The organism is Enterobacter sp. RHBSTW-00975 (assembly GCF_013615235.1).
Classification (GTDB): domain Bacteria; phylum Pseudomonadota; class Gammaproteobacteria; order Enterobacterales; family Enterobacteriaceae; genus Enterobacter; species Enterobacter ludwigii.
In genome coordinates this window covers 4333259-4345339 of record NZ_CP055883.1, presented here as the reverse complement: position 1 = coordinate 4345339, position 12081 = coordinate 4333259, and the positions used below count along the sequence as shown (strand labels likewise).

Sequence of the window (12081 nt, the reverse complement as noted above, 5' to 3'; positions counted from 1 at the left end):
CATGCTCCATACCCTGAGCCGTTCACCGTGGCATTGTGATATCGACGCATTACTGAGCATGCTGCGCGAAGGTGATGACCTGCTGCTTATTCAGGATGGCGTACTGGCTGCGCTTGAAGGGAGTCGTTTCGTTGAAATTCTCAGCAATGCCCCCATATCCGTCTCTGCGCTGAAAGATGATCTTGAGGCGCGAGGTCTTTCTGGTCAAATTTCAGCCAAAATTGACGTGGTTAGCTATACTGATTTCGTCAATCTTACTGTGACGCACGCCAGTCAAATGAACTGGTGATCCGAGATCGCTGTATATTTCTTGACACCTTTTCGACGTAGCCCTAAAATTTCGCGTCCTCATATTGTATGAGGTCGTTTTATTACGTGTTTACGAAGCAAAAGCTAAAACCAGGAGCTATTTAATGGCAACAGTTAACCAGCTGGTACGCAAACCACGTGCGCGCAAAGTTGCAAAAAGCAACGTGCCTGCACTGGAAGCCTGCCCGCAGAAACGTGGCGTATGTACTCGTGTATATACCACCACTCCTAAAAAACCAAACTCCGCACTGCGTAAAGTATGCCGTGTGCGTTTGACTAACGGTTTCGAAGTGACTTCCTACATCGGTGGTGAAGGTCACAACCTGCAGGAGCACTCCGTGATCCTGATCCGTGGCGGTCGTGTTAAAGACCTTCCGGGTGTTCGTTACCACACCGTTCGTGGTGCGCTGGACTGCTCAGGTGTTAAAGACCGTAAGCAGGCTCGCTCCAAGTACGGCGTGAAGCGTCCTAAGGCTTAATGGTTCTCCGTTAAGTAAGGCCAAACTGATTTATCTTAATGTCAAACTAAACTCGTAGAGTTTTGGACAATCCTGAATTAACAACGGAGTATTCCCATGCCACGTCGTCGCGTCATTGGTCAGCGTAAAATTCTTCCAGATCCGAAATTCGGATCAGAACTGCTGGCAAAATTTGTAAATATCCTGATGGTAGATGGTAAAAAATCTACTGCAGAAGCAATCGTATACAGCGCGCTGGAGACCCTGGCTCAGCGCTCTGGTAAAAATGAACTGGAAGCTTTCGAAGTCGCTCTCGACAACGTGCGCCCGACTGTAGAAGTTAAGTCTCGCCGCGTTGGTGGTTCTACTTATCAGGTTCCAGTTGAAGTTCGTCCGGTTCGTCGTAATGCTCTGGCAATGCGTTGGATCGTTGAAGCTGCTCGTAAACGCGGTGATAAATCCATGGCTCTGCGTCTGGCGAACGAACTTTCTGATGCTGCAGAAAACAAAGGTACTGCAGTTAAGAAACGTGAAGACGTTCACCGTATGGCAGAAGCCAACAAGGCGTTCGCACACTACCGTTGGTAATCCCTTCGGAGTATTAGTCACCAGGCGGGCGCTTCAGCGAAGCTGCCCGTCCTGGGTTACTTAACTGAACGCCTAAAGAAACAAACGAGGAATCAAATGGCTCGTACAACACCCATCGCACGTTACCGTAACATTGGTATCAGTGCGCACATCGACGCCGGTAAGACCACTACTACCGAACGTATTCTGTTCTACACCGGTGTAAACCATAAAATCGGTGAAGTTCATGACGGCGCAGCCACCATGGACTGGATGGAACAGGAGCAGGAGCGTGGTATTACTATCACCTCCGCAGCGACTACTGCATTCTGGTCAGGTATGGCTAAGCAGTACGAACCGCATCGCGTTAACATCATCGACACCCCAGGGCACGTTGACTTCACCATCGAAGTAGAACGTTCCATGCGTGTTCTTGACGGCGCGGTAATGGTTTATTGCGCAGTTGGTGGTGTTCAGCCACAGTCTGAGACCGTATGGCGTCAGGCGAACAAATATAAAGTTCCACGCATCGCGTTCGTTAACAAAATGGACCGTATGGGTGCTAACTTCCTGAAAGTTGTTGGTCAGATCAAATCCCGTCTGGGCGCGAACCCTGTTCCGCTGCAGCTGGCAATTGGTGCTGAAGAAGGCTTCACCGGCGTTATCGACCTGGTGAAAATGAAAGCCATCAACTGGAACGATGCAGACCAGGGCGTTACCTTCGAATACGAAGATATCCCAGCTGAGATGCAGGACCTGGCTGACGAATGGCACCAGAACCTGATCGAATCCGCTGCTGAAGCTTCTGAAGAGCTGATGGAGAAATACCTGGGTGGTGAAGAACTGACTGAAGAAGAGATCAAAAAAGCTCTGCGTCAGCGTGTTCTGAACAACGAAATCATCCTGGTAACCTGTGGTTCTGCATTCAAGAACAAAGGTGTTCAGGCGATGCTGGATGCGGTAATTGATTACCTGCCATCCCCGGTTGACGTTCCTGCGATCAACGGCATCCTGGACGACGGTAAAGATACTCCGGCTGAACGTCACGCAAGCGACGAAGAGCCGTTCTCTGCACTGGCGTTCAAAATTGCTACCGACCCATTCGTGGGTAACCTGACCTTCTTCCGCGTTTACTCTGGTGTGGTTAACTCCGGTGACACCATCCTGAACTCCGTGAAAACGGCGCGTGAACGTTTTGGCCGTATCGTACAGATGCACGCTAACAAACGTGAAGAGATCAAAGAAGTTCGTGCGGGCGACATCGCTGCAGCAATCGGTCTGAAAGACGTGACTACTGGTGACACCCTGTGTGACCCGGATCACCCGATCATTCTGGAGCGTATGGAATTCCCTGAGCCGGTAATCTCCATCGCGGTTGAACCAAAAACCAAAGCTGACCAGGAAAAAATGGGTCTGGCTCTGGGCCGTCTGGCGAAAGAAGACCCATCATTCCGCGTATGGACTGATGAAGAATCTAACCAGACCATCATCGCTGGTATGGGTGAACTGCACCTGGACATCATCGTTGACCGTATGAAGCGTGAATTCAACGTTGAAGCGAACGTGGGTAAACCTCAGGTTGCTTACCGCGAAGCGATTCGTGCGAAAGTTACCGATGTTGAAGGTAAACACGCTAAGCAGTCTGGTGGTCGCGGTCAGTACGGTCACGTTGTGATCGACATGTACCCACTGGAGCCGGGCTCTAACCCTAAAGGTTACGAGTTCATCAACGACATCAAAGGTGGTGTAATTCCTGGCGAATACATCCCAGCCGTTGATAAAGGTATCCAGGAACAGCTGAAAGCGGGCCCTCTGGCTGGCTATCCGGTTGTTGACATGGGTGTCCGTCTGCACTTCGGTTCTTACCACGACGTTGACTCCTCTGAACTGGCGTTTAAACTGGCTGCGTCTATTGCCTTTAAAGAAGGCTTTAAGAAAGCAAAACCAGTTCTGCTTGAGCCAATCATGAAGGTTGAAGTAGAGACTCCTGAAGAGAACACCGGTGACGTTATCGGTGACTTGAGCCGTCGTCGCGGTATGCTGCGCGGTCAGGAATCCGAAGTAACTGGCGTTAAGATCCATGCTGAAGTTCCGCTGTCTGAAATGTTCGGATATGCAACTCAGCTGCGTTCTCTGACCAAAGGTCGTGCATCATACACCATGGAATTCCTGAAGTATGATGATGCGCCTAACAACGTTGCTCAGGCCGTTATCGAAGCCCGTGGTAAGTAATCCACAGGATTAAAACCTAAGTCCCGTGCTCTCTCCGAAGGGGAGAGCACTATAGTAAGGAATATAGCCGTGTCTAAAGAAAAATTTGAACGTACAAAACCGCACGTCAACGTTGGTACTATCGGCCACGTTGACCATGGTAAAACTACCCTGACCGCTGCAATCACTACCGTTCTGGCTAAAACCTACGGCGGTGCTGCTCGTGCATTCGACCAGATCGATAACGCACCAGAAGAAAAAGCGCGTGGTATCACCATCAACACTTCTCACGTTGAATATGACACCCCGACTCGCCACTACGCACACGTAGACTGCCCAGGCCACGCCGACTATGTTAAAAACATGATCACCGGTGCTGCGCAGATGGACGGCGCGATCCTGGTTGTTGCTGCGACTGACGGCCCAATGCCTCAGACTCGTGAGCACATCCTGCTGGGTCGTCAGGTAGGCGTTCCTTACATCATCGTGTTCCTGAACAAATGTGACATGGTTGATGACGAAGAGCTGCTGGAACTGGTAGAGATGGAAGTTCGTGAACTGCTGTCTCAGTACGATTTCCCAGGCGACGACACTCCAATCGTTCGTGGTTCCGCGCTGAAAGCGCTGGAAGGCGACGCTGAGTGGGAAGCGAAAATCATCGAACTGGCTGGCTTCCTGGATTCTTACATCCCAGAACCAGAGCGTGCGATCGACAAGCCGTTCCTGCTGCCAATCGAAGACGTATTCTCCATCTCCGGTCGTGGTACCGTTGTTACCGGTCGTGTTGAGCGCGGTATCATCAAAGTTGGCGAAGAAGTTGAAATCGTTGGTATCAAAGAGACTGCTAAGTCTACCTGTACTGGCGTTGAAATGTTCCGCAAACTGCTGGACGAAGGCCGTGCTGGTGAGAACGTAGGTGTTCTGCTGCGTGGTATCAAACGTGAAGAAATCGAACGTGGTCAGGTACTGGCTAAGCCAGGCTCAATCAAGCCACACACCAAGTTCGAATCTGAAGTGTATATCCTGTCCAAAGACGAAGGCGGCCGTCATACTCCGTTCTTCAAAGGCTACCGTCCACAGTTCTACTTCCGTACAACTGACGTGACCGGTACCATCGAGCTGCCAGAAGGCGTTGAGATGGTAATGCCAGGCGACAACATCAAGATGGTTGTGACTCTGATCCACCCAATCGCGATGGACGACGGTCTGCGTTTCGCAATCCGTGAAGGCGGCCGTACCGTTGGCGCGGGCGTGGTTGCTAAAGTTCTGGGCTAATTACTTATCCCTGAATTAAAAAAGGACGCTTCGGCGTCCTTTTTTGTTTTCTGCCGTTATGTGTCTGTCACAAATTTTCGCATTTTTCGTCCTCTCCCGCCCCGTATACGGGTGTTTGTGCTATTGTAATCATAACCATTCTCACTTACACTTTGCGCATATTTTGAACGGGAGTCTTTATGTACGTTTGTTTATGTAATGGTGTAAGTGACAAAAAAATACGTCAGGCCGTTCGCCAGTTTCAGCCACAGTCCTTCCAGCAGCTTCGCAAATTTGTTCCAGTGGGAAATCAATGCGGTAAATGTGTACGTGCTGCACGTGAGATCATGCAGGACGAATTGATGCAGATCCCGGAATACAAAGAGATTGCGTAAGCGCCCATCTTTTTTTTGACATCCCTGTAGCCCGATCTACGCTTCAATGAGTGGAAGCGGAGGGACTATATAATGAAAGGTGATGTTAAAATCATAAGTTATCTCAATAAATTATTGGGAAATGAGCTTGTCGCGATCAATCAGTATTTTCTCCATGCGAGAATGTTCAAAAACTGGGGCCTGATGCGCCTCAACGATGTTGAATACCACGAATCCATCGATGAGATGAAACATGCCGATAAATACATCGAGCGTATTTTATTCCTTGAAGGCATTCCTAACCTGCAGGATCTCGGCAAACTCGGCATCGGTGAAGATGTTGAAGAGATGCTACGATCCGACCTCAGGCTCGAGCTTGAAGGCGCAAAAGATCTCCGCGAAGCCATTGCCTATGCGGACAGTGTTCATGACTACGTCAGCCGCGATATGATGATCCAGATTCTGGCCGATGAAGAAGGGCACATTGACTGGCTTGAAACTGAGCTGGATCTCATCAGTAAAATTGGTCTGCAGAATTATCTTCAATCCCAGATTAAAGTGGCTGACTAAACAGTGTCTGCCAGCCAACGCTTAAACCCGCTGCCGCCAGAAATGGCCCAAAAGGCAGTGGGTTTTTTAATGCCTGTTTATCAGGAGCCGGTAAAGAGAGAATGAGCTGGTAAAGAAGCGCCACCAATGCGGCGGTTAACACCAGTGCGGGCAATATGTGCCAACCGTGCCACGCCCCCAGTGCCGAAAGATATTTCACGTCGCCATAGCCCATCCCTTCACGTCCAGTCAGAAGCCGGTAGCCCCAGTAGATAATCGCAAAGCTCACATACCCTGCCATCGCGCCAGTCACTGCGTTCGAAAGAAAGTCAGGATGAAGGCAACGCTGGAAGAGCAGGCCGGTCCATAAGAGGGGACAGAGGTATTTATCCGGGAGAAGGCCGGCACGAATATCTTCACGTACCAGTAAACCGGAGAGTGCGAAGTAAACGAGCAGAAAGGGGAGGGGAGTCAGCATACGCAAAGCCTCAAAGATGTTTGGTGCATACTCTTCTCATGATGCAAGGCCAGCAATGTCCGTACACAGGAATTGCGTGAGGGGTTCATAAGAAGAGATGAAAGCAGACAGGTTGCTGCAAATAATGGAATGCCCTACGCATCGCATGTCTTTGGCGCTTAATTTCTAAACGGCACTTGCGTCTTGCTCAGATTTACGTATAATGCGCGGGCTTGTCGTAGTTGACGGCGGGTTCAATCTGAACCGGAGTAGCTAATTTTGTTACTCAACAATGCTCCCAATCGGGGAGCTACGTAAGAACGGTTACACTCTCCCATCAATCGTAATGGGTTTGAGGAGTAATCATTTTCGTTTATAAAATAATTGGAGCTCTGGTCTCATGCAGAACCAAAGAATCCGTATCCGCCTTAAAGCGTTTGATCATCGTCTGATCGATCAATCAACCGCGGAAATCGTCGAGACTGCTAAGCGCACTGGTGCGCAAGTCCGTGGTCCGATCCCGCTGCCGACCCGCAAAGAGCGCTTTACCGTTCTGATCTCTCCGCACGTTAACAAAGATGCGCGTGATCAGTACGAAATCCGCACTCACAAGCGTCTGGTTGACATCGTTGAGCCAACTGAGAAAACCGTTGATGCTCTGATGCGTCTGGATCTGGCTGCCGGTGTAGACGTGCAGATCAGCCTGGGTTAATCAGGTCATCGAGCGATTGAGAGGTTGAAACAATGATTGGTTTAGTCGGTAAAAAAGTGGGAATGACCCGCATCTTCACTGAAGATGGCGTTTCTATCCCAGTAACCGTAATCGAAGTTGAAGCAAACCGCGTTACTCAGGTTAAAGATCTGGCTAACGATGGCTACCGCGCTGTTCAGGTTACCACCGGTGCTAAAAAAGCTAACCGTGTAACCAAACCAGAAGCGGGTCACTTCGCTAAAGCTGGCGTTGAAGCTGGCCGTGGTCTGTGGGAATTCCGTCTTGCTGAAGGCGAAGAGTTCACCGTAGGTCAAGACATTAGCGTTGAGCTGTTTGCTGACGTTAAAAAAGTTGACGTAACCGGTACCTCTAAAGGTAAAGGTTTTGCTGGTACCGTTAAGCGCTGGAACTTCCGTACCCAGGACGCTACTCACGGTAACTCCTTGTCTCACCGCGTTCCGGGTTCTATCGGTCAGAACCAGACTCCGGGCAAAGTGTTCAAAGGCAAGAAAATGGCAGGTCAGCTGGGTAACGAACGTGTAACCGTTCAGAGCCTGGACGTAGTACGTGTTGACGCTGAGCGCAACCTGCTGCTGGTTAAGGGTGCTGTTCCGGGTGCTACCGGTAGCGACCTGATCGTTAAACCAGCTGTGAAGGCGTAAGGGGATAGCAATGGAATTAGTATTGAAAGACGCGCAGAGCGCGCTGACTGTTTCCGAAACTACCTTCGGTCGTGATTTCAACGAAGCGCTGGTTCACCAGGTTGTTGTTGCTTATGCAGCTGGTGCTCGTCAGGGTACTCGTGCTCAGAAGACTCGTGCTGAAGTAACTGGTTCTGGCAAAAAGCCATGGCGCCAGAAAGGTACCGGCCGTGCGCGTTCAGGTTCTATCAAGAGCCCGATCTGGCGTTCAGGTGGCGTGACCTTCGCTGCGCGTCCACAGGACCACAGTCAAAAAGTTAACAAAAAGATGTACCGCGGCGCGCTGAAAAGCATTCTGTCCGAACTGGTACGTCAGGATCGTCTGATCGTTGTCGAGAAGTTCTCTGTAGAAGCGCCTAAAACTAAGCTGCTGGCACAGAAACTGAAAGACATGGCTCTGGAAGATGTGCTGATCATCACCGGTGAGCTGGACGAGAACCTGTTCCTGGCCGCACGTAACCTGCACAAGGTTGACGTACGCGATGCGACTGGTATCGACCCGGTTAGCCTGATCGCCTTCGACAAAGTCGTAATGACTGCTGATGCTGTTAAGCAAGTTGAGGAGATGCTGGCATGATTCGTGAAGAACGTCTGCTGAAGGTGCTTCGCGCACCGCACGTTTCTGAAAAAGCGTCTACTGCGATGGAAAAAACAAACACCATCGTTCTCAAAGTTGCTAAAGACGCGACCAAAGCAGAGATCAAAGCTGCTGTGCAGAAACTGTTTGAAGTCGAAGTCGAAGTCGTTAACACCCTGGTTGTTAAAGGGAAAGTTAAACGTCACGGACAGCGTATCGGTCGTCGTAGCGACTGGAAAAAAGCTTACGTCACCCTTAAAGAAGGCCAGAACCTGGACTTCGTTGGCGGCGCTGAGTAAGTCGGAGGAGTAATACAATGGCAGTTGTTAAATGTAAACCGACATCTCCGGGTCGTCGCCACGTAGTTAAAGTGGTTAACCCTGAGCTGCACAAGGGCAAACCTTTTGCTCCGTTGCTGGAAAAAAACAGCAAATCCGGTGGTCGTAACAACAATGGCCGTATCACCACTCGTCACATCGGTGGTGGCCACAAGCAGGCTTATCGTATTGTTGACTTCAAACGCAACAAAGACGGTATCCCAGCAGTTGTTGAACGTCTTGAGTACGATCCGAACCGTTCCGCGAACATCGCGCTGGTTCTGTACAAAGACGGTGAACGCCGTTACATCCTGGCCCCTAAAGGCCTGAAAGCTGGCGACCAGATTCAGTCTGGCGTTGATGCTGCAATCAAAGCAGGCAACACCCTGCCGATGCGCAATATCCCGGTTGGTTCTACCGTTCATAACGTAGAAATGAAACCAGGTAAAGGCGGTCAGCTGGCGCGTTCCGCGGGTACTTACGTTCAGATCGTTGCTCGTGACGGTGCTTATGTCACCCTGCGTCTGCGTTCTGGTGAAATGCGTAAAGTCGAAGCAGATTGCCGCGCTACTCTGGGCGAAGTTGGCAATGCTGAGCATATGCTGCGCGTTCTGGGTAAAGCTGGTGCTGCACGCTGGCGTGGTGTTCGTCCTACCGTTCGCGGTACTGCGATGAACCCAGTAGACCACCCACATGGTGGTGGTGAAGGTCGTAACTTTGGTAAGCACCCGGTAACTCCGTGGGGCGTTCAGACCAAAGGTAAGAAGACCCGCAGCAACAAGCGTACTGATAAATTTATCGTACGTCGCCGTAGCAAATAATTTTAGAGGATAAGCCATGCCACGTTCTCTCAAGAAAGGTCCTTTTATTGACCTGCACTTGCTGAAGAAGGTAGAGAAAGCGGTGGAAAGCGGAGACAAGAAGCCCCTGCGCACTTGGTCCCGTCGTTCAACGATCTTTCCTAACATGATCGGTTTGACCATCGCTGTCCATAATGGTCGTCAGCACGTTCCAGTCTTTGTTACCGACGAAATGGTTGGTCACAAACTGGGTGAATTCGCACCGACTCGTACTTATCGCGGCCACGCTGCTGATAAAAAAGCGAAGAAGAAATAAGGTAGGAGGAAGAGATGGAAACTTTAGCTCAACATCGCCATGCTCGTTCTTCTGCTCAGAAGGTTCGCCTTGTTGCTGACCTGATTCGCGGTAAGAAAGTGTCGCAGGCCCTGGACATCCTGACCTATACCAACAAGAAAGCTGCGGTATTGGTCAAGAAAGTACTGGAATCTGCCATTGCTAACGCTGAACACAACGATGGCGCTGACATCGACGATCTGAAAGTCGCGAAAATTTTCGTAGATGAAGGCCCAAGCATGAAGCGCATTATGCCGCGTGCGAAAGGTCGTGCAGATCGCATCCTGAAGCGCACCAGCCACATTACTGTGGTTGTGTCCGATCGCTGAGACTCTGGAGACTAGCAATGGGTCAGAAAGTACATCCTAATGGTATTCGCCTGGGTATTGTAAAACCATGGAACTCTACCTGGTTTGCGAACACCAAAGAATTCGCTGACAACCTGGACAGCGATTTTAAAGTACGTCAGTACCTGACTAAGGAACTGGCTAAAGCGTCTGTATCTCGTATCGTTATCGAGCGTCCAGCTAAGAGCATTCGTGTAACCATTCACACTGCTCGTCCTGGCATCGTTATCGGTAAGAAAGGCGAAGACGTAGAAAAACTGCGCAAGGTCGTAGCGGATATCGCTGGCGTTCCTGCACAGATCAATATCGCTGAAGTTCGTAAGCCTGAACTGGACGCTAAATTGGTTGCTGACAGCATCACTTCACAGCTGGAACGTCGTGTTATGTTCCGTCGTGCTATGAAGCGTGCTGTACAGAACGCAATGCGTCTGGGCGCTAAGGGTATCAAAGTTGAAGTTAGCGGCCGTCTGGGCGGCGCGGAAATCGCACGTACCGAATGGTACCGCGAAGGTCGCGTACCGCTGCACACTCTGCGTGCTGACATCGACTACAACACCTCTGAAGCGCACACCACTTACGGTGTAATCGGCGTTAAGGTATGGATCTTCAAAGGTGAGATCCTGGGTGGTATGGCTGCTGTTGAACAACCGGAAAAACCGGCTGCTCAACCTAAAAAGCAGCAGCGTAAAGGCCGTAAATAAGGAGCGTCGCTGATGTTACAACCAAAGCGTACAAAATTCCGTAAAGTGCACAAAGGCCGCAACCGTGGTCTGGCGCAGGGTACGGATGTTAGCTTCGGCACTTTCGGTCTGAAAGCTGTTGGCCGTGGTCGTCTGACTGCACGTCAGATCGAAGCAGCACGTCGTGCAATGACCCGTGCAGTTAAGCGTCAAGGTAAGATCTGGATCCGTGTATTCCCGGACAAACCGATCACCGAGAAGCCGCTGGAAGTTCGTATGGGTAAAGGTAAAGGTAACGTGGAGTACTGGGTTGCCTTGATCCAACCGGGCAAAGTCCTTTATGAAATGGACGGTGTTCCGGAAGAGCTGGCCCGTGAAGCCTTCGGCCTGGCAGCAGCGAAACTGCCTATCAAAACCACCTTTGTAACTAAGACGGTGATGTAATGAAAGCAAAAGAGCTGCGTGAAAAAAGCGTTGAAGAGCTGAACGCTGAGCTGCTGAACCTGCTGCGTGAGCAGTTCAACCTGCGTATGCAGGCTGCAAGTGGCCAGCTGCAACAGACTCACCTGCTGAAGCAAGTGCGTCGCAATGTTGCGCGCGTTAAGACTTTACTGACTCAGAAGGCGGGTGCGTAATGACCGATAAAATCCGTACTCTGCAAGGTCGTGTTGTTAGCGACAAAATGGAGAAATCCATCGTTGTAGCTATCGAACGTATTGTGAAACACCCGATCTACGGTAAATTCATCAAACGTACGACCAAACTGCACGTACATGACGAGAACAACGAATGTGGTATCGGCGACAAGGTTGAAATCCGTGAATGCCGTCCACTGTCCAAGACTAAGTCCTGGACGCTGGTTCGCGTTGTAGAGAAAGCGGTTCTGTAATAGAGTACGCATTCTCAATACGAATAAACGGCTCAGCGATGAGCCGTTTATTTTTTCTACCCATATTGTAGAAGCGGTGTTATAATGCCGCGCCCTCGATATGGGGCTTTTTAACGGCTCTGATTTTAGAGTCTCAGGTAGTAGTTGACATTAGCGGAGCACTAAAATGATCCAAGAACAGACTATGCTGAACGTCGCCGACAACTCCGGTGCACGTCGCGTAATGTGTATCAAGGTTCTGGGTGGCTCGCACCGTCGCTACGCAGGCGTAGGCGACATCATCAAGATCACCATCAAAGAAGCAATTCCACGTGGTAAGGTCAAAAAAGGTGATGTGCTGAAAGCGGTAGTGGTGCGCACCAAGAAGGGTGTTCGTCGCCCTGACGGTTCTGTCATTCGCTTCGATGGTAATGCATGCGTTATTTTGAACAATAACAGTGAGCAGCCAATCGGCACGCGTATCTTTGGGCCGGTAACTCGTGAACTTCGTACTGAAAAGTTCATGAAAATTATCTCTCTGGCACCAGAAGTACTCTAAGGAGCGA

The 12081-nt window shown here is 50.3% G+C and carries 20 protein-coding genes; 19 read left to right on the top strand and 1 reads right to left on the bottom strand.

Annotated features, from left to right (window positions below):
- The first annotated feature begins 1 nt into the window (after position 1).
- The 7 genes from tusB (at position 2) to bfr (ending at position 5743) form a co-directional block, all read left to right on the top strand.
- Positions 2-289 carry a sulfurtransferase complex subunit TusB gene (gene tusB, locus HV340_RS21080; protein WP_059306246.1) on the top strand — a complete coding sequence of 96 codons (288 nt, stop codon included), beginning with the start codon at positions 2-4 and terminating at the stop codon, positions 287-289.
- Positions 290-413: 124 nt separating this feature from the next.
- Positions 414-788 carry a 30S ribosomal protein S12 gene (rpsL, locus tag HV340_RS21075; RefSeq protein ID WP_000246815.1) on the top strand — a complete coding sequence of 125 codons (375 nt, stop codon included), beginning with the start codon at positions 414-416 and terminating at the stop codon, positions 786-788.
- A gap of 96 nt (positions 789-884) precedes the next feature.
- Positions 885-1355, top strand: coding sequence for a 30S ribosomal protein S7 (gene rpsG / locus HV340_RS21070; RefSeq protein WP_003861706.1), 471 nt, complete (start codon positions 885-887; stop codon positions 1353-1355).
- A gap of 96 nt (positions 1356-1451) precedes the next feature.
- Entirely contained in the window at positions 1452-3566 is a 2115-nt protein-coding gene (fusA, locus tag HV340_RS21065) for an elongation factor G (RefSeq protein WP_014171904.1), read from the top strand.
- Positions 3567-3635: 69 nt separating this feature from the next.
- Positions 3636-4820 carry an elongation factor Tu gene (gene tuf, locus HV340_RS21060; RefSeq protein ID WP_023323999.1) on the top strand — a complete coding sequence of 395 codons (1185 nt, stop codon included), beginning with the start codon at positions 3636-3638 and terminating at the stop codon, positions 4818-4820.
- Positions 4821-4999: 179 nt separating this feature from the next.
- Positions 5000-5194 carry a bacterioferritin-associated ferredoxin gene (gene bfd, locus HV340_RS21055; RefSeq protein ID WP_008503493.1) on the top strand — a complete coding sequence of 65 codons (195 nt, stop codon included), beginning with the start codon at positions 5000-5002 and terminating at the stop codon, positions 5192-5194.
- A 72-nt stretch (positions 5195-5266) separates the two neighbouring features.
- Positions 5267-5743: a bacterioferritin gene (gene bfr / locus HV340_RS21050; RefSeq protein ID WP_014171902.1), complete on the top strand. Its 477-nt coding sequence runs from the start codon at positions 5267-5269 to the stop codon at positions 5741-5743.
- Here the strand turns inward: bfr and HV340_RS21045 are convergent.
- Positions 5727-6200, bottom strand: a complete 474-nt coding sequence (locus HV340_RS21045) for an A24 family peptidase (RefSeq protein ID WP_032680163.1) — start codon at positions 6198-6200, stop codon at positions 5727-5729. The two genes, bfr and HV340_RS21045, sit on opposite strands and share 17 nt — an antisense overlap.
- 379 nt (positions 6201-6579) lie before the next feature.
- Between HV340_RS21045 and rpsJ the strand changes: the two genes are divergently transcribed.
- The 12 genes from rpsJ (at position 6580) to rplN (ending at position 12074) form a co-directional block, all read left to right on the top strand.
- Positions 6580-6891 (top strand): 30S ribosomal protein S10, encoded by a 312-nt coding sequence (gene rpsJ / locus HV340_RS21040; RefSeq protein ID WP_001181005.1) that lies wholly within the window; start codon positions 6580-6582, stop codon positions 6889-6891.
- A gap of 32 nt (positions 6892-6923) precedes the next feature.
- On the top strand, positions 6924-7553 hold the full coding sequence (gene rplC / locus HV340_RS21035) for a 50S ribosomal protein L3 (protein WP_006178923.1): 630 nt from the start codon (positions 6924-6926) through the stop codon (positions 7551-7553).
- A 10-nt stretch (positions 7554-7563) separates the two neighbouring features.
- Positions 7564-8169: a 50S ribosomal protein L4 gene (gene rplD / locus HV340_RS21030; protein ID WP_000424395.1), complete on the top strand. Its 606-nt coding sequence runs from the start codon at positions 7564-7566 to the stop codon at positions 8167-8169.
- The gene (rplW, locus tag HV340_RS21025; RefSeq protein WP_000617546.1) at positions 8166-8468 is read left to right on the top strand and encodes a 50S ribosomal protein L23; all 303 of its coding nucleotides are present in this window, start codon (positions 8166-8168) and stop codon (positions 8466-8468) included. Before rplD ends, rplW begins: the two co-directional genes overlap by 4 nt.
- 17 nt (positions 8469-8485) lie before the next feature.
- A complete protein-coding gene (gene rplB / locus HV340_RS21020) occupies positions 8486-9307 on the top strand; it encodes a 50S ribosomal protein L2 (protein WP_000301859.1) in 822 nt (273 codons plus the stop codon).
- A gap of 16 nt (positions 9308-9323) precedes the next feature.
- Complete coding sequence (gene rpsS, locus HV340_RS21015; protein ID WP_001138117.1) at positions 9324-9602, top strand: 30S ribosomal protein S19; 279 nt, start codon at positions 9324-9326, stop codon at positions 9600-9602.
- Positions 9603-9616: 14 nt separating this feature from the next.
- Complete coding sequence (rplV, locus tag HV340_RS21010; protein WP_002919773.1) at positions 9617-9949, top strand: 50S ribosomal protein L22; 333 nt, start codon at positions 9617-9619, stop codon at positions 9947-9949.
- 17 nt (positions 9950-9966) lie between these two features.
- Complete coding sequence (gene rpsC, locus HV340_RS21005) at positions 9967-10668, top strand: 30S ribosomal protein S3 (RefSeq protein ID WP_000529945.1); 702 nt, start codon at positions 9967-9969, stop codon at positions 10666-10668.
- Between the two features lie 12 nt (positions 10669-10680).
- Positions 10681-11091 (top strand): 50S ribosomal protein L16, encoded by a 411-nt coding sequence (rplP, locus tag HV340_RS21000; RefSeq protein WP_002919759.1) that lies wholly within the window; start codon positions 10681-10683, stop codon positions 11089-11091.
- Complete coding sequence (gene rpmC, locus HV340_RS20995) at positions 11091-11282, top strand: 50S ribosomal protein L29 (protein WP_003863282.1); 192 nt, start codon at positions 11091-11093, stop codon at positions 11280-11282. The genes rplP and rpmC overlap by 1 nt, the downstream gene beginning before the upstream one ends.
- On the top strand, positions 11282-11536 hold the full coding sequence (gene rpsQ / locus HV340_RS20990; RefSeq protein WP_008503489.1) for a 30S ribosomal protein S17: 255 nt from the start codon (positions 11282-11284) through the stop codon (positions 11534-11536). The genes rpmC and rpsQ overlap by 1 nt, the downstream gene beginning before the upstream one ends.
- 166 nt (positions 11537-11702) lie before the next feature.
- Complete coding sequence (gene rplN / locus HV340_RS20985) at positions 11703-12074, top strand: 50S ribosomal protein L14 (RefSeq protein WP_002919748.1); 372 nt, start codon at positions 11703-11705, stop codon at positions 12072-12074.
- Positions 12075-12081: the final 7 nt, after the last annotated feature.